At 70.4% G+C, this 20,898-nt stretch carries 18 protein-coding genes, 1 pseudogene and 2 CRISPR repeat arrays; of the genes and pseudogenes, 8 read left to right on the forward strand and 11 right to left on the reverse strand.

What is annotated here, in order from left to right:
* Window positions 1-368: 368 nt before the first annotated feature.
* Window positions 369-752 carry a hypothetical protein gene (locus AB0E07_RS37730; protein WP_362262358.1) on the forward strand — a complete coding sequence of 128 codons (384 nt, stop codon included), beginning with the start codon at window positions 369-371 and terminating at the stop codon, window positions 750-752.
* A gap of 9 nt (window positions 753-761) precedes the next feature.
* Here AB0E07_RS37730 and AB0E07_RS37735 read toward each other — a convergent pair whose 3' ends face one another.
* The 4 genes and pseudogenes from AB0E07_RS37735 to AB0E07_RS37750 all read right to left on the reverse strand — a co-directional run bounded on the left by AB0E07_RS37735 (window position 762) and on the right by AB0E07_RS37750 (window position 5,022).
* Window positions 762-878 (reverse strand): hypothetical protein, encoded by a 117-nt coding sequence (locus tag AB0E07_RS37735; RefSeq protein WP_362262424.1) that lies wholly within the window; start codon window positions 876-878, stop codon window positions 762-764.
* A 122-nt stretch (window positions 879-1,000) separates the two neighbouring features.
* Window positions 1,001-1,534, reverse strand: a pseudogene (locus AB0E07_RS37740) (IS5 family transposase); the annotation flags it as partial.
* 8 nt (window positions 1,535-1,542) lie between these two features.
* Window positions 1,543-2,790: direct repeats of the CRISPR family, unit length 29 nt; unit sequence GGGACCATCCCCGCGGGCGCGGGGAGCAC.
* 454 nt (window positions 2,791-3,244) lie between these two features.
* Window positions 3,245-3,772, reverse strand: coding sequence for a GNAT family N-acetyltransferase (locus tag AB0E07_RS37745; RefSeq protein ID WP_362262361.1), 528 nt, complete (start codon window positions 3,770-3,772; stop codon window positions 3,245-3,247).
* A complete protein-coding gene (locus AB0E07_RS37750) occupies window positions 3,769-5,022 on the reverse strand; it encodes a helix-turn-helix transcriptional regulator (RefSeq protein WP_362262364.1) in 1,254 nt (417 codons plus the stop codon). The genes AB0E07_RS37745 and AB0E07_RS37750 overlap by 4 nt, the downstream gene beginning before the upstream one ends.
* Before the next feature lie 241 nt (window positions 5,023-5,263).
* On the opposite strand from AB0E07_RS37750, the gene AB0E07_RS37755 reads away from it, so the two are divergent.
* The 7 genes from AB0E07_RS37755 (at window position 5,264) to AB0E07_RS37785 (ending at window position 13,535) form a co-directional block, all read left to right on the forward strand.
* Entirely contained in the window at window positions 5,264-5,692 is a 429-nt protein-coding gene (locus tag AB0E07_RS37755) for an ATP-binding protein (protein WP_362262367.1), read from the forward strand.
* Window positions 5,689-6,108, forward strand: a complete 420-nt coding sequence (locus AB0E07_RS37760; protein ID WP_362262370.1) for a DUF6415 family natural product biosynthesis protein — start codon at window positions 5,689-5,691, stop codon at window positions 6,106-6,108. The genes AB0E07_RS37755 and AB0E07_RS37760 overlap by 4 nt, the downstream gene beginning before the upstream one ends.
* A 588-nt stretch (window positions 6,109-6,696) precedes the next feature.
* A complete protein-coding gene (fxlM, locus tag AB0E07_RS37765; protein WP_362262373.1) occupies window positions 6,697-7,932 on the forward strand; it encodes a methyltransferase, FxLD system in 1,236 nt (411 codons plus the stop codon).
* A gap of 55 nt (window positions 7,933-7,987) precedes the next feature.
* A complete protein-coding gene (locus AB0E07_RS37770) occupies window positions 7,988-8,179 on the forward strand; it encodes an FxLD family lanthipeptide (RefSeq protein ID WP_362262376.1) in 192 nt (63 codons plus the stop codon).
* 96 nt (window positions 8,180-8,275) lie between these two features.
* Window positions 8,276-11,335, forward strand: coding sequence for a lantibiotic dehydratase (locus AB0E07_RS37775; RefSeq protein WP_362262378.1), 3,060 nt, complete (start codon window positions 8,276-8,278; stop codon window positions 11,333-11,335).
* The gene (locus tag AB0E07_RS37780; protein WP_362262381.1) at window positions 11,332-12,564 is read left to right on the forward strand and encodes a lanthionine synthetase C family protein; all 1,233 of its coding nucleotides are present in this window, start codon (window positions 11,332-11,334) and stop codon (window positions 12,562-12,564) included. The genes AB0E07_RS37775 and AB0E07_RS37780 overlap by 4 nt, the downstream gene beginning before the upstream one ends.
* Window positions 12,546-13,535 (forward strand): thiopeptide-type bacteriocin biosynthesis protein, encoded by a 990-nt coding sequence (locus AB0E07_RS37785; protein WP_362262383.1) that lies wholly within the window; start codon window positions 12,546-12,548, stop codon window positions 13,533-13,535. Before AB0E07_RS37780 ends, AB0E07_RS37785 begins: the two co-directional genes overlap by 19 nt.
* 40 nt (window positions 13,536-13,575) lie before the next feature.
* Window positions 13,576-14,091: direct repeats of the CRISPR family, unit length 29 nt; unit sequence GGGACCATCCCCGCGGGCGCGGGGAGCAC.
* Between the two features lie 89 nt (window positions 14,092-14,180).
* Here AB0E07_RS37785 and cas2e read toward each other — a convergent pair.
* From cas2e to casA, 7 genes are read right to left on the reverse strand one after another with little or no spacing between them, the layout of a single operon-like run.
* The gene (gene cas2e / locus AB0E07_RS37790) at window positions 14,181-14,549 is read right to left on the reverse strand and encodes a type I-E CRISPR-associated endoribonuclease Cas2e (protein ID WP_362262386.1); all 369 of its coding nucleotides are present in this window, start codon (window positions 14,547-14,549) and stop codon (window positions 14,181-14,183) included.
* Complete coding sequence (gene cas1e, locus AB0E07_RS37795; protein ID WP_362262388.1) at window positions 14,546-15,523, reverse strand: type I-E CRISPR-associated endonuclease Cas1e; 978 nt, start codon at window positions 15,521-15,523, stop codon at window positions 14,546-14,548. Before cas1e ends, cas2e begins: the two co-directional genes overlap by 4 nt.
* Window positions 15,520-16,281, reverse strand: coding sequence for a type I-E CRISPR-associated protein Cas6/Cse3/CasE (gene cas6e / locus AB0E07_RS37800; protein WP_362262391.1), 762 nt, complete (start codon window positions 16,279-16,281; stop codon window positions 15,520-15,522). The genes cas1e and cas6e overlap by 4 nt, the downstream gene beginning before the upstream one ends.
* Window positions 16,281-17,000: a type I-E CRISPR-associated protein Cas5/CasD gene (gene cas5e, locus AB0E07_RS37805; protein ID WP_362262393.1), complete on the reverse strand. Its 720-nt coding sequence runs from the start codon at window positions 16,998-17,000 to the stop codon at window positions 16,281-16,283. Before cas5e ends, cas6e begins: the two co-directional genes overlap by 1 nt.
* Entirely contained in the window at window positions 16,997-18,193 is a 1,197-nt protein-coding gene (gene cas7e / locus AB0E07_RS37810; RefSeq protein WP_362262396.1) for a type I-E CRISPR-associated protein Cas7/Cse4/CasC, read from the reverse strand. Before cas7e ends, cas5e begins: the two co-directional genes overlap by 4 nt.
* Window positions 18,190-18,912, reverse strand: a complete 723-nt coding sequence (gene casB, locus AB0E07_RS37815) for a type I-E CRISPR-associated protein Cse2/CasB (protein ID WP_362262399.1) — start codon at window positions 18,910-18,912, stop codon at window positions 18,190-18,192. Before casB ends, cas7e begins: the two co-directional genes overlap by 4 nt.
* Complete coding sequence (gene casA / locus AB0E07_RS37820) at window positions 18,909-20,669, reverse strand: type I-E CRISPR-associated protein Cse1/CasA (protein WP_362262402.1); 1,761 nt, start codon at window positions 20,667-20,669, stop codon at window positions 18,909-18,911. The genes casB and casA overlap by 4 nt, the downstream gene beginning before the upstream one ends.
* Window positions 20,670-20,898: the final 229 nt, after the last annotated feature.

Here is a 20,898-nt window from a genome sequence, read left to right on the forward strand (position 1 = left end):
CCGCCGGCATCTGGCACAACTGGACCACCGGCGCCAAGATCAAACGATCTCTCATCGCCTACGACCACTGAGAACATCGGACTCACTCATCTAGGCCGTGTATCGAAAGTGGCTGTAGCTGCTCGCAGCGCGGACCTGCGATGATGTCCGTCATGGGTTCCGAGCCGCTCACTCGTCACTATGACTCAGGGGGCTGGTTGGCTCGGTTCGCGGGTCGGATGCTTGTGGTCTGTCCGCGATGCGAGGGCCGTGCTCTCGTGATCCCCCGACCTGGCCTTCCTGATCCCAGATACTTCAGCGAGCTCCTGTTCCAGCCGCGTCGTCTGGCTTGCGGAGGGTGCGGTGCCGTCGCCGACTGGAAACCTGAGATGCAGGGGGCTGGACTGGTCGGCACGGTGCTGGGTGGTAGCGAGGATCCGTTCTTCCAGCGGCCTCTGTGGCTGCAGACCCGTTGCGCCGGACACATCTTGTGGGCCTACAACGAGGAGCACGTTGACGAACTGTCCGCCTACGTCGGGGCGCGATTGCGAGAGCGTAGCGGCGCGCGGCCGACGATGTCGATGTTCGCTCGGCTGCCGGCGTGGATGAAGGCGGCGGACAATCGCGGGGAGGTGCTGGCCGGCCTGGAGACGCTGCGGGCGCTGGCCGAACGGACAGCACCTGCCGACCGCTCCGATGCCGCGCACGAGCGGGGTGACCGTCCCCGCGTGCGCAGGAGTATGTACTTCCGGGGCGGCCCTTATGAGTCTTGAAGGCCCTGGTCACAGCCATTCGTTGATGGCTGCGATGAGGACAGTTGCCTCGTAGCGGACCGCGAGCTTGTCATATCGTGTGGCGACCGCCCGGTGCCTCTTGAGGCGGTTGAACCCGCACTCCACCGCATGGCGCTCGCGGTAGTCGGCCGGGTCGAAGTACGGAGGCCGGCCACCGCAGGGCCGAGCTTCTGGCGGTTGCGGGCCTGGTCAGCCTTGTCCGGGATGGTGCAACGGATCCCGCGGCGGCGCAGATAGGCGCGGTTCTTGCGGGAGGCGTACGCCTTGTCCGCGCGGACCCGGTTGGGGCGGACGCGTGGCCGACCCGGCCCGAGACGGGGCACGCGGACCTTCTCCAGCACCGGTTCGAACTGCGGCGAGTCCCCGCGCTGCCCGGCTGTGATCACGATCGACATGGGCTTTCGGCCCTGCTCGACGGCCAGGTGGAGCTTGGTGGTGAACCCGCCGCGCGAGCGTCCCAGCCCGTGATCACCGGGCTCGGTGAACACGCCGCCCGGTGGTTCCTTCTGCAGGTCGCCCTGCTTGCGGGCCCCGGCCGCATGCTGATGGGCACGGCACACCGTGGAGTCGACGCTCAGGTCCCAGACGATCGCGCCTTTTGCGTCGGCCAGGGACTGCAGGCGGGTGAGGATCCGGTGCCAGGTGCCGCTGCGTTGCCAGCGGCGGAACAGGTCGTAGACCCGGCCCCACGGCCCGTACTCGACGGGCACATCCCGCCATGGGACACCGGTCCGGACCCGGAACCGTATGCCGTCGATCAACTGCCGCCGGGACCATCCCCGCGGGCGCGGGGAGCACAACGACGTGACCGTGAACCTCACGACCGGTGGGGGACCATCCCCGCGGGCGCGGGGAGCACGCCTCGAAGAGGTCGCTGCGGGAGGCGGGGCAGGGACCATCCCCGCGGGCGCGGGGAGCACGGCTCCTCCTCCCCGACCGGCATGTACGCCCGGGGACCATCCCCGCGGGCGCGGGGAGCACACCAGTGGGTCCCGATGCCGGAGGCCGCCGCGGGGACCATCCCCGCGGGCGCGGGGAGCACGGCTTCCGCGGCGGCCTTCTCCAGCTTGGCGAGGGACCATCCCCGCGGGCGCGGGGAGCACGGGTCGTTGGCGTTTTCGGGGCTTCAGTGATCGGGACCATCCCCGCGGGCGCGGGGAGCACCCGTCCACGGAGTCCCGCACCACGTTGCCCAGGGGACCATCCCCGCGGGCGCGGGGAGCACACGCCGGACGGGCTGATCACGAGGTGGTCGACGGGACCATCCCCGCGGGCGCGGGGAGCACACCAGCAGAGGCCGGGAAGCCACCCAGTCCGTGGGACCATCCCCGCGGGCGCGGGGAGCACGCGAGCTGCTGGCCAACCGACGCCGACGTGGGGGGACCATCCCGCGGGCGCGGGGAGCACACTCCTCCAGCTTGCGCCAAAAATCGAACAGAGGGACCATCCCCGCGGGCGCGGGGAGCACAGGACCGCGGGCTCCGCAAACAAGGGGGGAACGGGACCATCCCCGCGGGCGCGGGGAGCACGTTTCGACAGTGCCCGGCACCCCGAGCAGTTCGGGACCATCCCCGCGGGCGCGGGGAGCACTCGCAGAAGGGGCCCGGCACCGTCGACGGTCTGGGACCATCCCCGCGGGCGCGGGGAGCACGACCGCGCCGTCGTCGCCGTGCTCGCCGACGGGGGACCATCCCCGCGGGCGCGGGGAGCACCCACGTCCGCCGTGCCCCAGCCGCTCGCGACCGGGACCATCCCCGCGGGCGCGGGGAGCACCGGACGAGACCCGAGAACGTGTTGAGCTTCTGGGGACCATCCCCGCGGGCGCGGGGAGCACGTCGTCGCGGAGATCCGGGACGCGATCGTTGCGGGACCATCCCCGCGGGCGCGGGGAGCACTCCATGTCGATGGACAGCGCGTGCAGGGCGACGGGACCATCCCCGCGGGCGCGGGGAGCACGTCGGGGCGTCGAACCCGTCGCCAGTGTCGGGGGGACCATCCCCGCGGGCGCGGGGAGCACTCTTCCTGAACTGCAGCTTTACCGGCGGCGGATACGGTTCTCGACCACTTTCACCGATCGCGACATTTCTCGCACTCCGTCTATCTTGGACACTTCCGGCCGAGGGCTACACGCGCCGCTGAGCCCCTTCGAGCGTAATAGGCCAGCACACGGATAGGCGACATTCGCAGGCAAAGTGACAACACGTCAGCCGCGGTCCGGCATGGGAGGCGCAGCAGGAACGCCGTCCCAAATGTTGGTTCGGGTGCTCCAGGAGCCGCCGGAGCCTACGGCAAGCCGCGAGGCGGTCTCCCGATTCGGCGGCGCTGTTCAGGCCGGTCACACCACCAGGTAGCAGCGGGCCCGCGGCTTGACGAGCCCTTCGGGGGCGGCTGTCGCAGGAACCGACTCATCGCCATCTCCGCCTTTCGTTGGCGCGTGGTTGCAGCGGTTCGGTCGGTCGGCGGCATGCCGTTCAGGGGTGCAAATTCTTCACCATGACGGCGTACAGCGGTGAGTCGGCGAACGGCTGCTGCTCCCCCACCTTCTCGTAGCCCCAGGCTTCGTACAGTTCTTGGACCTTGGGGTGGGTCACGTCGACCAGGAGAACGGCAAGATTCTCGCTCCGCTCCTGCAGCAGGGCCTCGTGCAGGCGGTCCGAGATGCCCTGTTTCCGCCACTGAGGGCGCACCATGACTTCGGAGACGGCATACGTCGCGCTGTAGCCGTTGTTCGGTTCGAAGTCGGTGGTGCGCCACCATTCGCGGCCCGGCTGGAGCGGTGCTCCGTAGGCGAAGCCGGTCGGCTCGTCTCCGTCGAAGGCGACGACGCAGGTGAAGCCGTCCATTGCGGACCAGTGGTCGACGAACCAGGGGAACCGCTGGTTGAACTCGTTGTCCATCGCGTCGGCGTAGGCGTGGGCGTGGACATCGATCAGCATCTGCTTGAAGCCGTCCGGGAGGCTTCCCTCAGCGTAATGGCGCAGGTCGATCACCCTGGTCACGCTCGACTCCATTCTTCTCGCATCCGGTCTGCCCAGTCGCGGGCGTAGGTCGTGGACGGCGCCAGCCGGAACAGGTCTCGGTGGAAGTCTCCGATCAACGTGCGCATCCGTCCAGGGAGGGGAGCGCCGTCCATGATGGCGAAGACGGCGGCCGCGGTGGTGGTGGCCTGTTCTGGTTCGCCCTGGCGGAGCTGTGCGAAGGCGAGCTGGCACGTGGCCAGCGCGCGGTTGCGCTGGAATTCTGCCGGGATCTTGGCGAGCGCCCGGTGCGCCATTGCCTCGGCCTCGGCGAACTCCCCGTTGTGGTTGAGGATGATGGCGGCCAGGTGGTTGAGTTCGGATGCACCGTAGAACGCGGTCCATCGGGGACGGTCGTCCTCGTTCGCCTTGCCCAGGGATTCCTGTGCCGCCCCGAGGGCCCGCTTGGCGGCCCGCGGGTCCCCGAGCATCGAGTGGGCCAGTGCGAGGCGGACCCAGCCCATGGAGCCGAAGAAGGGATCTCTCCGGGCGGCGCGGGAGGCATTGGCCGCCTGCGCTGCGGCGAGCTGTTCCGGTCCGTGCTGGCGCTGGTAGGCGAGCATGGCCATGTTGACCCACACGCGCATCCCTGTCGGCGGGTCCTGGGACAGGCCGGCGTACGTGCTCGATTCGTGCAGGTGCCGCTGCGCCGTGTCGAGATTGCGGAGGTCGATGCATGACCAGGCTGCGATGGTGGTGTACTCGGCCGCGAGCGCGTACAGGGCGCGGCGTACGCGCTCGCTGGCATTGCCCTGCTGGAGTTGGAGAACCTTCGCCCGTCCCTCGAGGGCTGCGGTCACCAAGGGTGTGTGCCCGCCTTGTCGGTCGTCCGCTTCCACGAGTTCGTTCATGCCGGCCGCTGCCCGGGCTACGTCTGTCATGCCCACGGATCGGCGCTGTTTGACGATGGGGACGGCAGTGGCTGCCGTTCCGGTGGTGGAGACGATGAAGTCGCGACGCCGCACAGGGTCCTCCGGGGGCTGTTGCATGGAGCTGGGTGCGCTGAACCCCAACTCCGCCACGGAGCAGCCGAACACACGCTCAAGTGCTGCGCAAGTGCGGCCGATTGGGCGCCGGCTCGACCCGTTGAGCAGGTTGCGGACGGTCCGCGACGACATCTCCCCCGGTCGCCCCGTGATCTCGTGCAGCGCCTTGTTGAGTCGTGTCGCCAACTCGTCCTGAGTGAGGCCGAGTTGATCCATGCGGCTCTGAAGGATGCGGTTCGCTCCCATGCACCGAACGTAGCGCCGCCGTCACTCTGCCGACCAGGTGTCGGGTAATGCGAACGTAAAGTCTTCCGGTTGGCCGGCATGCACGAAACCGGAACTCTTCCTGTTCCGCGCCGCAGGCGGCTCGTTGACTGGCTATCAGCTGCCGGTGCCCGGGTAGGGCCCGGTGGCATGGAGGAGAGCCCGGCCCTGCTTCCCCCGTCAGGGCCGGGTACCCGACGCCGGAGGGAAAGACCTCGTGAGCATGACCGCTGCAAGAACACATGTGACCGGCCGCGCCGGCTGCATGACCGCGGACCTGCCATGCGTCCCCGAGTCCGTCGCCCGTGCCCGCGCGCTCGTCTCCAGCGTTCTGGCCGGCTGGGGACTCGGACACGACCTGGCTGACATCGCGGAACTCGTCGTCTCGGAGCTGATGACCAACGCGGTCGACCACACCGAGACCGACCGAACCGAGGTCGTCATCGAGCGTCAGGCCGACAGCACGGTTCGCATCCAGGTCTCCGACACGTCGTCTGTCGCCCCGCACATGGAAAAGGCTGCGGATGACGCCGAGTGCGGCAGAGGCCTGCGCCTGGTCGACGCTCTGTGCGTGCGCTGGGGCTACGACCCGCACGCCCGCGGCAAAGTCGCCTGGGCTGAGATCAAGGCCCCGGCGGGAGGTGAGCAGTGAACGCAACCCCTACCCTCGAACGTCAGGTGGAGCGGTGGACGCCGCCGCTCGACGCCGACGGCCTCAAGTACGTCCTGGAGCGCTTCCACGCATGGAAGCCACTCGACGTCGAGCAGGTCTTTGACGACCTTGACGCGGCGATCGGCAATCAGCCGCCGCCCGTGGCTGCGACAGCAGCGCTGGTCGAGCGGCTTCGCGTCCACCTGAAGCACCTCAGTGATATCGCAGTCGCCGACGACAGGGGCCTGGCCACCCAAGGGATGCTCCGGCTCGTTCAGTTGGGACGCCCTCTTCGGGCGGAGTGCACGCCAGTCCCCCAGGAGATGGCCGTCGGCCTGGCCCGGCGCCTTGCCTTCGTGACCTGCGACCTGGTTGAGGAGCTGATCGAGGCCCGCTACATCGAGGGGCCCGAGTGATGCACATTCCCGAAGACCAGAGTTCCGCAGTGAGTCCGGTGACCCTCGAGCCCCAGTCCCTGGACCTTCATCGTGCCCGGACATGTGCGCCTGCCGTCCGCAGATTCGCCACCCAGCTCCCCGCCGGCCCAAGAGCCCTGCACCCGAGGCGCACCTGGTCTCGTCGTGTGGTCACCATCCTCGGCCGGCATGGAGACCTCCTCCGGGCCGTCGAAGTAGTCAGCAGGCTCGTGGACCACAGCCTCAAACACGGCATCCCGTGGCGACCCGGTCCCCGAGCGGAAGCTCACCTTGTCCGCCGCAAACAACGAAGCCGGGGCACTGGTCATCGACATGCACGCCCTGAACGCGGCCTTCCCCGCAACGCCGGCGTGTTGTTCGAGGAGACACCGGCCTGCTTCCGGCTGAAGGCCGTGTCGTGGCGCCCCAGGACTCCCCCGAGCCGGTGCAACAACCCTCGCGCCCCGCCCCTTGCACCACTGCCCTTGAGGCGAGGGGCTGCCGAGGGCCGAGGCGTTCGCCGATAGCCTCCCGGCCCGCAATCTGCGGTGCCGGACCTCTACCGACCATGTACGACCGAAGGAAGTCATGACGAACACAACCGTCGAGCCCGACGAGGCGACCCGCCTGCGGAACAAGATGGTGGACGAACTCCGCGCTGAAGGCACTCTCTCCTCCCCGGAGATCGATGCCGTGATGCGCAAGGTGCCCCGCCACGCGTTCACACCCGACACCCCGCTGGACCGGGCATACGAGCCGTACGGCGCTGTGATCACGAAGACGGATGAGTTTGGGGTGCAGCTCAGTTCCGTCTCCGCCGCGCAGGTGCAGGCCATGATGCTGGAGCAGGGCCGGGTACGCCGTGGCATGCGGGTGCTGGAGATCGGCTCGGGCGGGCTGAACGCGGCCTATCTCGCCGAACTCGTCGGCGAGGACGGCGAGGTCATCACCGTAGACATCGACGCCGAGGTCACCGACCGCGCCCGACGCCTCCTGGACGAGCACGGCTACGACAGGGTCCGCGTCCTCAGCCTCGACGCAGCCGACCCGATCGGGGACCTCGGCACTGTCGATGTCGTCATGGTGACCGCCGGGGCGTGGGACATCCCTCCGGCGTGGACCTCGCAGCTGGGGCCCGGTGGGCGGCTTGTCGTGCCGCTGCGGATGCGCGGCCTGACCCACTCGGTCGCCTTCACGCAGATCGCGGGCGGGAATGGCGGCTATCTGGAGAGCGAATCGGCGCGGATCTGCGGCTTCGTGCCGATGCAGGGTTCGACCGCTCACCGGGAGGAGCTGCTGCTCGTCACCGGCACGCCGGAGATCGGTCTGCGGTTCGACGACGGTCTGCCGGCCGATCCGCACCGGCTGGACAACGCCGTCACGACGCCGCGTTACGAGATGTGGACCGGCGTCACTGTCGGCCTGCAGGAACTCATCGACACCCTCCAGATGGCGATGGCGATCAGCCTGCCGGGCTTTTGCATGATGGCCGTCGACGATGATCTGGACACGGGCCTGGTCGCGCCGTCGAACAAGCGGTTCGCTCTCGCTGCCGTCGAGGACGACTCCTTCGCCTACCTCGTCACCCGCCGCACCGAGGACGACCAGCACGCCGAGTACGGGGTGCACGCCCTCGGCCCGCACGCCCAGCAGCTCGCCGACCGGGTCGCCGGCGTGCTCCGTGACTGGGCAGCCCGTCACCGCGGCGGTCCCAGCCCGGTCATCCGGGTCTATCCGGCCGGCACCCCCGACGAGGAGATCAGCGCCGACCGGGTCATCGACAAGGTGCACACCCGGATCTCACTCTCCTGGCCCGCGACGTAGCCGCCGTGGGCCAGGCCAGCCCGCACCACCCCCGATTGGAAGGAAGGGAACCATCATGACCATCGCCACCACGGCCCCTGTCCCCGCGCTGGCGGGCCTGGACGACGACTTCGCTCCGCTGGACGTGAGGGTCGTCGTCGCGGAGTACCTGCACGGCAAGCTCATGTGCACCACGGGTGACGGCTGCGGCACGACCTGCGCGACCGGTTCGTCCGCCTGCAACTCCTTCGTGGAGGACCCGGCCTGATCCAGGCCCTCTTCCCATGGTGGGCCGGGTTCGCGTGCTCAGCCCGGCCCACCTGTCTCCTCCCTCCTGGTGCACACGGTCTGAAGGAAGGGCCTCATGGCTTCCCAAGCTGTCGCCGGCTACCAGTGGCAGGGCGCCGCGATGCTGCGCGCCACCACCGCCTGCGGACCGGCCGACGTACCCCGCGCTCTCGACCTGGACGACGTGGCCGTCACGCGCCGATGGCTGAACCGCGTGTGGCAGCGCGACGACTTCCGCTGCGCGCTGTCTCTGGCCACCCCCCACCTCTGCGATGCCATCGAGGCTGTCATCTGCGGTCGGCAGGCCAGTCCCCGTCACGTTCGCCGCACAGCTCTGTCGGCCGCCGCCTACCTCCTGCGGTGGCAGCACCGCCCCACCCCGCTCGGCCTGTTCGCCGGCACTGCCCCCGTGTCCGTCGGGCAGCAGGCGAGCGTGCGATGGCGCGACAAGCACCGCGCAATGATCCGGCCGGACGCCGAATGGGTCACCGACATGGTCCAGTGTCTGCAGCGCAGCCCCGCACTGCTGAGGCGATTACCGCTCACCGCCAACAACACCGCTCACGCGCGCGGTGACCGGCTCGTGGCGCCCGGCCCGCCGTCCGACGGCCACGCCCTGCTTCTGGCCCCGGTCGAGATATCCGTCCGCAACGCCCGGCCGGTCGCTGCGGCAATGGACGTGGCCCGCCCCCCCATCCTCTATAGCGATCTCCACGCCCACCTGCTCGACCGCTTCCCGCAGGCCACCGCAGCGCAGATCGACACGCTCCTGACCGGCTTGGTCGAGCAGCAGTTCCTCATCAGCAGTCTGTGGGCGCCCGCGGCCACCGTGGACGCCTTCGAGTATCTGTGCCGTGAACTCGACCGGCATCAGGCGGACAGCGTCCCGGAGGTGCGCGACCTGGTCCACGCTCTGCACGCGGTGCGCGAGGAAATGTCCTCCCACCAGCCGGTGGCCGCCGACACGGACCTGGGCGCGATGGCCGCGCGGATGCGTACGCTCACCTCCGTCACCCCGACACCTCTGCTCGTTGACACGGTGCTCGACTGCGACATGCAGCTCCCGCAGGCCGTGATCGCTGAGGTGGAAGCAGCTGTCACCGCCCTGTACCGGACCACCCCGCAGCCGTACGGCTACTGGCACTGGCGTGACTACCACCGCCGGTTCCGGGCCCGGTACGGCGTCGGCGCCCTGGTACCGGTGATGGACCTGGTCGCCGACAGCGGGCTGGGCCTGCCCGCCGGGTTCGTCGGCTCCGACCGCGGCCGCGCGCCAAAGCTCCTCACCGACCGGGACGAACTCCTCCTCGCTCTGGTGCAGGAAGTCCTCATGGACGGCCGCGATGAACTCGCGTTGACGGACGCGACCGTCACAGCCCTGGAGCAGGCGGCCGGGAGTGACGAGCGGCTGTTCGTGCCCCGGGTGGAAGCCGCCTTCGAAGTCCACTGCCCCAGCACCACCGCACTGGCGCGCGGCCGCTTCGACGTGCTGATCACCGCGGTGCCACGGCCCGGCAGCAGCATGGCCGGACGGTTTGCCCACCTCCTGCCACCAGAACAGCAGGACGCCCTCGCCGCCACCTACCTCGGCACGCCAGACGGCCTGCCCGCGCAGCTGGTGTTTCCGCCGCGCCGTCGCCGCAGCGAGAACGTCACCCGGACACAGCAGTTGCTGCCGAACGTCATCGAACTGTCCGGCCACCGGGTACCGGACGCAGCGACGATCCCGCTCGCCGACATCGCCGTCACCGCGGACGCGCGCAGCTTCCACCTCGTGCAGCTCTCCACCGGCCGCCGCATCGACGTGCGCGTCCTGCACGCTCTGGAAGGCGGCACCCAGACCCCGCCGCTGGCCCGCTTCCTCGCCGAGGTAGCCCACGGCCGGTACGCCGTCTACAAACCGTTCGACTTCGGCGCCGGCGCCCGGCTCCCCTTCCTGCCACGCGTGCGCTACCGGCGCACCGTCCTCACCCCGGCCAGGTGGCTCCTGACAGCCCACGAGCTACCAGGGCGCACCGCCTCAGCCAAGGAGTGGGACCGCGCCTTCGACGCCTGGCACCACCGGCACGGCGCCCCGGCACACGTCGCGATGATCGAGTACGACCAGCGCCTTCCCCTCGACCTGTCCCACCCCGTCCACCGGCGGGTCCTGCGCGCGCACCTCGACAAGAACCGGCGCCTGGAACTGCGTGAAGTCCCGGACGGTGACGCAGGCGGCTGGATCGGGCGCGCGCACGAGATATGGCTCTGCCTGCGCCGAACCCAGCCGGCCACGTCCCCGGCGCGCCTGCCCCAGGCCGGTGCATCGGCCGCGGTCAGGCGGCATCTGCCGGGAGGCGGCGACACCCTCCACGTGCAGCTCCACGCCCACCCCTTGCGCTTCGACGAGATCCTCAGCCGGCACCTGCCCCGCCTTCTGGCGTTCTTCGACCACACCATCTGGTGGTTCACCCGGCACCGGGAACTGGCCCGTCCGGACTGCGACCAGTACCTCGGCCTCACCCTGCACCTACCACTGAACACCTACGGGACCGCGGCCCAGCACGTCCACACATGGGCGAACAGCCTGCACGGACTCGGCCTGGCGTCCGGGATCGTTCTCGCGCCCTACCAGCCCCATACCGGACGCTTCGGCGGCCCGTCAGCCATGGACGCCGCGCATCAGGTGTTCGCGGCGGACTCCGCCGCCGCTCTCGCACAGATCCAGCTCACCGAGCGCATCTCCACCCCCGCCCCGCAGGCCCTCGCCGCAGCCAGCGCCCTCAACCTCGTCACCCACCTCGCTCGCCACGCCACCGAGGCAGAAGAATGGCTGGTGGGCAACCTGCCCCAGGGCAGCGGGCGACTGGACCGGGCCCTGCGCAGCCAGGTCCTCCAACTCGCCTCCCCGAACGGCTCATCCGCTCTCGCAGCCCTCCCCGGCGGCTCCCAGGTCACCGGGGCGTGGCAGGCCCGCGCGACTGCCCTGGCAACCTATCGGGAGGCCCTGGCCGGTGAACGTGACCCGCTCGGCATCGCCCGAACCCTCCTCCACCAGCACCACGTCCGGGCCCTGGGCGTCGACCCCCGCTCCGAGGCCACCGTCCTGCGGCTCGTACGGGACGTGGCCCTGCACCACCGGACGGCCGGCCGATGACCACGCCGGCCGGCATCGCCGCGGCAATCCTCACGCAGTACACGGACCATCTCGCCACGCCCGCTCCCCCATCCCCGGACGCGCCATGGGCGGTGCAGTCACTGGCCGACGGCACTACCGGGATCAGCCTGCTCCACATCGAGACAGCCGTCCGCAACGGCCACTCCTGGCATACCGCCCACCGGTGGATCACCGCCGCGGCCAGCGGGCACATCAGCGCAGCCGACACCGCCGGCCTCTACCTCGGTGCCCCGGCCGTCGGCTTCCTCCTCACCACCGTCCCCCCAGCCCTCCAGCACCTGTACGCCCCGGCCCGCACGACCCTCCACCAGCACATCACCCGCCTCGCCCACCGACGCGTCGATGCCGCGCTCGCCCGCATCAGTAACCGCGAGTTGCCCACCTTCGCCGAATACGACCTCCTGCACGGCCTCACCGGCATCGGCGCCTACCTCCTGCGCACCGACCCCGAAGGCGCCGCCCTGGAACGAGTCCTGCGCTACCTCGTCGCCCTCACCCGCCCCCTCGCCTCCGGCGAGCGGGCTCTGCCCGGCTGGTGGGTCCGCCACGACCCGGCCCGCGGCGCATCCCCCCACTTTCCCGGCGGCCACGGCAACTTCGGCGCCGCGCACGGCATCACCGGCCCGCTCCTCCTCCTGGCCCAGGCCATGCGCCACGGCATCACCGTCAGCGGCCACCGCAACGCCATGTGGACGATCTGCGAACACCTCGACACCTGGTGCCAGAACGGGCCCGCCGGCCCCTGGTGGCCCGAACATATCTCCCGCCCGGACCACGACCGCGCACACCCCCACCACAACACTCCCACCCGGCCCAGCTGGTGCTACGGCACGACAGGGATCGCGCGGGCCGGGCAACTCGCCGGCCTCGCCCTGCGCGCACCCGACGTCCAGGCCTTCTACGAAGACGCCCTCTACCGGGCCCTAACCGACCCCGGACAACGCGCCCTCGTCACCGACACGGGCCTGTGCCACGGCTGGGCCGGCATCTACCAGACCGCCACCCGCGCCGCCGCCGACGCCCCCGACCTGCGCCTGCACAGCCTCCTGGAACCCCTCGGCGACACCCTCGCCACACACGCCCACCCCGGCAGCAGCCCGACGACCGGATTCATCAACGGCGACGCCGGCACCGCACTCGCCCTCACCACCTACGCCACGCAGACAGCACCGATCACCGGATGGGACGCATGCCTCCTGATCAACTGATCGACGCGGAACCCAGCCCCACACAGCGCGCCGTCCTCGCCGTCCTCGCCGTTCTCGCCGGCCGGCCGATCACCGAAGTCGCCGGCCAGTACCGGATGAACGCCACAGTCCTGTCCGATGCCGTGACGGTCTACGACCAGGCCGGCCGGGCAGCCCTCGCCCGGCACGCTGCCAGCACCGACTGGTGGCAGACCTACCTCCACTTCACCAACTGGGCCGACGCCGACACCACCTTCACCACCCATGTACTGCCCGCAGTCGAGGAAGCGGAGAACGCCGGAACCATCAACGGCTGGTGGTACACCAGAAAACACCCCTGCTGGCGCCTACGCCTCCACCTGCACGCCCCCGCAGCCAAACATCACATCGGCGACCACCTGAACCGCCTCGTCAACAGCGGCCACCTCCACCGGTGGTGGCCCGGCATCTACGAACCCGAAACCGCCGCCTTCGGAGGCACCGCCAGCATGACCGCGGCACACGCCCTGTTCACCACCGACAGCCGCCACATCCAGCAACTGCCCCACCGCCACCTGGCCGCCGGGCCCAGGGAATTGTCCGTGCTGCTGTGCACGATCATGATGCGCGCCGCCGGACTCGAATGGTACGAACAAGGCGACGTCTGGCACCGCGTCATCACAACCGAACACCGATCAGACACCCGCAACATCCCCACAGATCTCCTCAACGCCCGCGCGCACGAAATCCGCCCCCTCCTCCACGCCGACACCGACGCCCTGATCGGGCCCGGCGGGCCACTGGAATCCGTGGCCGAATGGGCCGCCGCCTTCCACCACACCGGCCAACAACTCGCCCACGCAGTACACACCGGCACCCTCGACCGCGGACTGAGACACATACTCAGCTACCACACGATCTTCCACTGGAACCGCCTCGGCCTCTCCCAACGTAGCCAAAGCATCCTCGCCTACGCCGCCAGAACAGCAATCCTCCACAAACAACCCAACTGACCTACCACGCACCCAGCTCCGGCTGGCGCAGCCGACCCAGGGGACCATCCCGCGGGCGCAGGGAGCACTGGATGCGCTGGACCTGCGCGAGGGGCGTCGCGGGACCATCCCCGCGGGCGCGGGGAGCACTCCTGGACGCCGCGCGGCATGGTCCAGTCCAGGGGACCATCCCCGCGGGCGCGGGGAGCACGTGAGGCCCGGCTCGACACCTCCGCGACGCTCGGGACCATCCCCGCGGGCGCGGGGAGCTCGGCCGCCGCTACCCCTCGGGTGCCCAGGTCCTGGGACCATCCCCGCGGGCGCGGGGAGCACAGGCTACGGCCAGGTTGGACATGGCGGTGAGCGGGACCATCCCCGCGGGCGCGGGGAGCACGGCTGGCAGGACCTCGCCCGCCGCCTTGAGTGGGGACCATCCCCGCGGGCGCGGGGAGCACCGCTGGAGGAGGCGCACCTCCCGGATGTGGACGGGACCATCCCCGCGGGCGCGGGGAGCACTACGTCGGCAACGCCATGAGCGGCGCCACCCTGGGACCATCCCCGCGGGCGCGGGGAGCACTCTTCCTGAACTGCAGCTTTACCGGAGGCGGATGCGGTTCTCGACCACTTTCACCGATCGCGACATTTCCCGCATTTCATGCATCACAGTTATGTCCGGCCGAAGCGTCGTCGTTTGGAGGCGCGGCTCCAGCCAGGCTTTGGGGCCGACTCCGGAGTTGAGTCGTCGCTTGATGCACGTGTTTCGGGGTTTGGCCGGTGGATGAGAGTAATGCCCTCGTGGTCGGTCGGGTGCCAGGCGTGGTCGTGGGTACGGAAGGTGTAGCCCTGCTCGTTGTTCGTGGTGTGCGCGAGCAGTGCGCGGCCCTGGCCTGCGTGCTGGCGGACTTCGTCCCAGAGGAGGTCGCGGACGCGGGCGGAGGGGTTGCCGATGAAGACGCCGGCAGAGATTTCCAGCAGCCATCGTGTGAGGAAGCCGCGTAGTCCGGCAGGGCAGTTGATGAGGACAATGACGGTCACCAGGTCAGCTCCGCGTCCGGGTGTTCGTCTGGGCCGCGGTGGTTGAAACCTGAGGGAAGGTGTTGTCCGCCGTCGCTGTGCAGGGTCACCACGTCCCGGTCCTCTGCGCCGTGGGGCGGGGCCGTTTCGCCGGGTGGGAGCAGGAGTCGTTTGATGTCGTTGACGCAGCGGTCGAGGAGGGCGGTTTCGTTGATGCGGTCGCGCAGGGCTCGGCGGGTGCGGGGGCCGATGTCCTGGTCGGTTTCGGCGGCGGTGTCGAAGGCGACGGGGATGCCGACTTCGGTTTTGTAGAGGTCGGCGATGTCGAGGACGAAGGAGAGTTCGTGGCCGGAGTGGACGAAGCCGAGGGCAGGGCTGCAGCCCAGTGAGGTGACGACGGCGTGTGAGATTCCGTACATGCATTGGGCGGCTGCGGTGATGGCCTGGTTGACGGGGTCGCCGCTGGAGAAGTCGCCGGGGGTGTAGTGGCGGCCGCGCCAGGGGATGCCGGTGCGGGCGGACTCGGCGCGGTAGCAGTCCTTCATCCGCTTTCCCTCGCTGCCCAGGAGTTCTCTGCGGCTCAGTCCGGCGGGGTCTTCGTCGGGGAAGCGCTGGCGGTACATGGCGCGGGTGACGGCCAAGCGGGTGCGGGGGTTGGCCCACTGGTGGGCCTGGGCTTCCATGAGGGCGGAGGAGCGGGTGAGGGCGCGGCCGGAAGCGTAGTAGCGGACGCCACGTTCTCCGACCCAGCAGACGGCGGCGCCGGTTTCACCGAGGACGCTCATGGCCTGGTGGGTGATGCGGGTGCCGGGGCCCAGGAGGAGGGTGCCGATGGTTGCTGAGGGGATGTGGGTTGTACCTTCGGCGTCCTGTGCGGTGATCGCGTTGGCGTCGCGGTGGACGGTGCAGCGCTCGAGGTAGATGAAGGACAGGCGTTCTGCGGTGCGGGTGAGGTGGCGTGGGGTGAGGGCGGGGCGGCTGGCGGGGGTCGTCATACGGCGCCGGGGGTGAGGGGGGCAAGGGTGAGCAGGCCGCAGCCGTAGGCGCGGCCGCGGCCGATTCCCTGGGTGAGGGTGCGGCGCATGGCGTCGGGGTCGGTGATCTCGAGGCGTCCTTCGAAGGTGACGGTCAAGAGCGTGACCGGTCCGCCCTGGCGTTTGCTGAAGTTCAGGGACCGTGTGTCGCGGATAGCGAGTTCGTAGCGGTCGCCGTGGTGGGGGTGTTTGTGCTGTGTGGTGCCTGCGGGCAGGGCACGCCGGCCGGCCGGTTTCTCCAGGATTCGGAAGCCGAGGCGTGTCAGACGCGTGTCGTCGAGGAGCCAGTTCATCTGGTGAACGGGGGTGAGGTGGGCGGTGAGTTTGCGCGGTTCGCCTTCCTTGCGGCGGATGGTGTGGACGGGGTTCGCAGTCAGGCGGAAACCCCACTGGGTAGCGGGGGTGAGCCGGTCGAGGAAGGGGGCGTAGGGGCGGGTCTGCCAGCCGGGTTCTTCGGGGGTGGCGACGGCGGGCCAGCCGGCCTGTTCGACCAGGTGGGTCAGGTCCGGGCGGGTGGGGCTGACGATGAAGAGCATGATCTCGGCGTGGCCGCGCTGGTCCAGGCGCCACAGCACGCGCGGGCTGTCGGGGGCGGGGCGGTCGGAGGGCAGGATGTGCGGGAACGCCGACATGACGCCCGCGTGCATGGCCTGGGGCGAGGAGAGCAGCCGGCGGGAGCCGGGCCGGGCCGCGTTCACGCGGAAGCGGGACAGGAACATCAGGTGCTCTCTTCCTCGAAAACGTCGAACGGATCGTGCTCGCCCGTCTGTCGGCCGTCGGCGGCGAGGGGGGTGGGGACGGTGGTGGTGACCACGGTCCGCAGGCCGTGCCGGCGGTGGGCGGCACGGAAGCTGACGGGCTGGTCGCGCACGGTGTCCGCGTCGTTCGCGCTCTCCCCTGGAGTGGTTTCCCGCAGCACGGTCAGGGTCTGCGGGTGGTGGCGCCTGCGGTACCAGGCGGACGCCTGCCAGGGCAGGCCCGCCAGTACGTCCTCGAGGCGGGCGTCCTCGTGCAGGGCGAGTTCGACCGGCCCCGCGGGCGGGCAGGAGCGGCGCCCGAGAAACGGCGGATACACCGGGTTGAGCAGCGCCGCGTGCAGGGACGCCAGCAGCGCATGATCCCCCTCCAGCGCGGCAACGAAGACGGCGTCGGCGAGGTAGAAGCGTTCGGACAGGGGCATGGAGGCGCCGCTGACGGGGTGGTGGGCGGTGTGGAAGTCGCGGATGCGGGTGCCGGGCTGGTCGATGCGGACGGCGAAGCGCAAGCCCGCGAGCGGGGCCAGCGCACGGTCGTCGTCGCGCTGGAGGCCGGCTGCGGCGGCGAGGAGGCCGATGACTGCACTTTTGGTGGGTGCGGATTCGGTGGTGCGGCGGGTGAAGCGGGAGGAGGCCCCCCAGGACTGCAGGGGGCCTGCCAGGCGGAGGCTGAGCACGCTCATGCGGGCTTCTCCAGGCGCTCGGCGACCGCCTGTCCGACGGCCTGGACGAGCTCGGCGAGGGTGTCGGTCTCGGTGCCCAAGGCGGCGAGTTTCTGCGTGCCGGGGCCGATGCGCAGGATCCAGGCGGGGGTGGTGTCCGCGGCGCCGTAGGCGCGTTCGGCGTCCTGGGCATAGGCGGCGAGCCGGTCGCAGGCATCGCGCAGGTGTCCGCCGCCGTCGCTGCGGACGGGGTCCTCGAACGCGGCAACGTAGCTGAGGGGCCTGCTGGTGCGGAGTTTGACGACGACGGCGTCGGGCTGGGTGTGGTGCCCGAACGTGTTGATCTTCCCCGTCGGGAGCGAGGCGATGAAGCTGTGCACGAACGCTTCGACCGCCCGGCGTACCGGTTCGGTGCGGGGCTCGTCCTTGCGCAGGCCCTGTCCGAGGTTTTCGGCGAGCTGGTGCACGCCGAGCGCCGCGTAGCGGTAGAGGGTCGCGGAGTTGAACTCGATGGTGCCGATCATGCCGGCGCCTGTTTCCTCGTCGGTGTTCTCGTCGTCGACGGCCGTGTAGTAGTCGGCCTCGTTGTCGACGCGGTGGACGCTGAGGGCGTGCGCGACCTGGACGCCGGCGTCGACGTTGATGTCGGCGGCGTCGGCGACCATGCGGCCGAACAGGGCGATGTCCACGGAGTGGCGGGTGTCCGCGATCTCCTTGGCGCGGGCCTTGTTGTCCTTGTTCTTGAAATGGGCGGTGATGTCGTCGGCGCCGTCCAGAGCGAGGCGGGCCAGGCCGTCGAGCTGGCGGGAGCTGAGGAAGACGAGGTACTTGCTCTCCGGGGCGGGCTCCGCCTCGCCGTCCTTCTTCGCCTGGTCCGCTTTCCGCTTGGGGATCTCCGTCTTCAGACCGGCGGCTTTCACCGTTTCGTCGGCGAGCAGCAGCGCGCGCTCCCGGCCGACCGCATCGTCCAGGCCTTCGATGCGGTCGGCGAGGAGTTCCACGACCTTCTTGGTCCGCACGCCGAGCTCACCGGGGTCGAGGAGGTGTTCGTCGCGGAAGTAGGTGCGGATGGCGCGCTTCCACGCCTGGCTGGAGACGCGGGCGCGGGGAACGCCTCCGTAGACGGCCGTCTTGGGTGCGCCGGTGTCGTCGCGGTTGAGGTTGCTGGGCGGGACGGTCTGCAGGGCGTGCAGGTCCAGGAAGATGCGGGTCACGAAGCGTCCTTGTCGGTGTGCGGGGTGCGGGTCTCCGAGGTGCCGGTGTCCGGGTGGGTGGGGTCCGGGTCGCCGGCGGCAGGCTGTGGGGCGCTAGTCGGGGGCGTGGTGTGGAAGGAGCGGCCCCACTGGCGGCGGACTGCGGCGGGCCCGTCGGGCCACTGCCAGGTGTAGAGCTGCCCGGCGAGCAGCCCGTAGTCCAGGGGGATGTCGGCGCGGCGCAGGAGGGCCACCAGGTCGCGCAGCCGCTGGGTGACCGTGGCGAGGTCGGGCGCGCTACCGGCGCGGACCAGGCGCTTGCGGACGGGTTCGTCGATGCCGTCCGCCGGCATCAGACGGCGCACCGCGGCGCCCAGCCCGGCCGGCTGCGCGGGGGTGTGGCTGCGGTGCATGCCGGTGCCGCGGGACTGCTGATGAAACGCCCACAGGGTCACGGCGGCGTACAACGCATCCTCCGCGCGGGTCAGTTCATGCTCGCCCAGCATCCGGGTGTCGGGGCCGGCGGTGTGCAGGGGGCCGGTGTCGACCAGGCCCCACAGGTCGGGCATCTGGGCCGCGTCATGGCCTGCGCCGCGGCGCAGGCGGGCCAGGGCGGCGACCGCCGGGGGCTGGTCGCTGAGGTAGCCCTCCTGCCACGGCCTGATGAGCGCACGGGCGAGGCCGGCGACCCGTACACGGACCGGGGACGGTGTGACGGCCGCAGGTGAAGGGCTGGTCATGAGTGTGCCTTCGCAGGAGGTTGGGAGTGTGTGAGTTGGGCGCCTTGTTCGCCGCGAGGGCCGGGCACGGGCGCCTCGCCGGCATCCGCGGGCAGGGGCACTCCGGCGTCGGAGCCTGAACTCGAACGCGAGGCGCTGGGCAGGGCTTTGGCCAGACGGCCGCGAAACCACCGGTCCGCAAGTCCCGCGCTCAGCCACAGGACGGTGCTCTGGGCGGTGGTGACGGTGCGGCCCTCCCATGCCTGCTCACCCGCGCCGTCGATCAGGCGGCTGCCCAGACCGGCGACGATCCGGTACGCCTGCTCCTGCCAGGCCACGCGGTGCGCAAACGGGTCGGCTGCCTGGGCGAGCGCGGCCAGCCAGCAACGGTAGGGCTCCTCCAGCGCGTCGAAGCCCGCCGTCCGCGCCGTCTCCTTCGGCCCGTCCTGCGCTCTCCCGGCCGCCCGGGCCACATCAGCTGCCAGGTCACCCAGGGCGCGCACGGCCCGGTCGGCGTCCTCGGACGCGGCCACGGCCTGTGCCGCGCAGGTGCGGTCGTGCCGGTGGAGCAGCACCACGGGCATCGTCAGCCGGTCATCGACCACCTCGTCGATCACCGACTGCTGTGTTCCGTAGGAGACGCCCACCGTCCGGGCGCGGACGAGGAACGTGCGGCTCACCTGCCCCTCGGTGATCAGCCGGGCGACCCACTCGAGGATCCCGGGCCGCAGATACGGCGCCGCCTCCTCACCGCTGCCGGTCTCCGAACGGTCGGCGACCAGTGAGGCGATGCCCCGCCAGGCCGCGCGGGAAGGATCGTGCGGACGCGGCAGGTACACGGGCGACCGGCCGAGCTTCTTCTCCTGCACGGTGCTGCGCCGCCAGGCGGTCATCGGCTCACGGCGGTGCATGTTCCGGGCCGCAAGAGGATCGCCGTACCCGAGGACGACACCGTGGACGCCGTCAGCGTCGTGATGCAGGAGCACCCGCCGGGACTGCCATGTGTACAGCTCCCGCGGGCCCGCAGGAGTGCGGCCGTGCGGGCCGGGACCGCACGGGGGATGCCGCCAGGCCGGCAGGTCGCCCTCCGTGAATTCCAGTTCCTCGGTGTCGGCGGACGGCAGATTCAGCAGGAGCGTCTCGCGCAGTGTGTCGCCCTCGACGAACACACCCCCCAGCCCTCCCGCCCAGCCCGTGCCCAGCGGGTACACCTTTCCGCCCTTGACCCGGTCATCACCCACCATGCCGGTCTTGATGCCGGAGGTGTCCCAGGCGTGAACGTGGACGACCCATCGGGCGGCCTCGGCGAACGTCAGCCGCTCGACATCAGGCATCCGGGTGCTGAAGAACGGCTCACCGGCGGGAACGTCCGCGACGATCCGGTTCAGGGAGAACACCTCCCCCTTCGCCGAGCGCAAGCCCGCACTCTGGAGGAAGGGCCGGGTGGGATGGCAGAGGTCGAGGCAGTCCCGGTGGGTGTCCAGGTAGGACAGCACCGGTGTGAAGCACTCCGGGTCCTCCCACAGGGCCGCCCAGTCCTCCATCTCCCGCGGCCCGTCGAGCGCGTCATGCGCAAGGGCCAGCAGCAGACGCAGCAGGGCGAACTCCTGAGTCGGCAACTCGGCAACGATGCTTCGCAACTCGTGGGCCTGCTCGAACACTTGCCGTAGTGACAGTTCCAGCTCTACGCCGTCGCGGTGCAGGACGCCCACCCAGGGCTCGGTAGTCAGGTTGAACGGGACGGCTTCGGCTAAGCCGGTCCCAGGTTGGTCTGTCACACGTCATCTCCGACTTGGCGGGGTAATGGGGCAGGCATCAGGTCGGCGTGACCTGTGCCCCGTCGTACGAACAGCACGGGCGTCGGGCGGTCTTGGCCGCCCCGGCGGGGGCAGGCTGCAGTCGGCCCCAGGCCTAGCGGGCCGTGTTTGCGGGAACGATGGACCTGCTGGCGCGGCGAACCGATGCCGTCCTCATCTGATCGGCCGGCCGCGTGCCTGACCGGCAACG

Origin of the sequence: Streptomyces sp. NPDC048002 (assembly GCF_040653275.1) — a bacterium.
Classification (GTDB): Bacteria; Actinomycetota; Actinomycetes; order Streptomycetales; family Streptomycetaceae; genus Streptomyces.

Bases quoted from the DNA above. Each gene is read 5' to 3' on its own strand.
- AB0E07_RS37780 (WP_362262381.1), top strand. From the start codon at position 11,332: ATGACCACGCCGGCCGGCATCGCCGCGGCAATCCTCACGCAGTACACG.
- fxlM (WP_362262373.1), top strand. From the start codon at position 6,697: ATGACGAACACAACCGTCGAGCCCGACGAGGCGACCCGCCTGCGGAAC.
- cas1e (WP_362262388.1), bottom strand. From the start codon at position 15,523: ATGACGACCCCCGCCAGCCGCCCCGCCCTCACCCCACGCCACCTCACC.
- cas5e (WP_362262393.1), bottom strand. From the start codon at position 17,000: ATGAGCGTGCTCAGCCTCCGCCTGGCAGGCCCCCTGCAGTCCTGGGGG.
- AB0E07_RS37755 (WP_362262367.1), top strand. From the start codon at position 5,264: ATGACCGCTGCAAGAACACATGTGACCGGCCGCGCCGGCTGCATGACC.
- AB0E07_RS37750 (WP_362262364.1), bottom strand. From the start codon at position 5,022: ATGGGAGCGAACCGCATCCTTCAGAGCCGCATGGATCAACTCGGCCTC.
- AB0E07_RS37730 (WP_362262358.1), top strand. From the start codon at position 369: ATGCAGGGGGCTGGACTGGTCGGCACGGTGCTGGGTGGTAGCGAGGAT.
- AB0E07_RS37785 (WP_362262383.1), top strand. From the start codon at position 12,546: ATGCCTCCTGATCAACTGATCGACGCGGAACCCAGCCCCACACAGCGC.
- AB0E07_RS37775 (WP_362262378.1), top strand. From the start codon at position 8,276: ATGGCTTCCCAAGCTGTCGCCGGCTACCAGTGGCAGGGCGCCGCGATG.
- casB (WP_362262399.1), bottom strand. From the start codon at position 18,912: ATGACCAGCCCTTCACCTGCGGCCGTCACACCGTCCCCGGTCCGTGTA.
- AB0E07_RS37770 (WP_362262376.1), top strand. From the start codon at position 7,988: ATGACCATCGCCACCACGGCCCCTGTCCCCGCGCTGGCGGGCCTGGAC.
- cas6e (WP_362262391.1), bottom strand. From the start codon at position 16,281: ATGTTCCTGTCCCGCTTCCGCGTGAACGCGGCCCGGCCCGGCTCCCGC.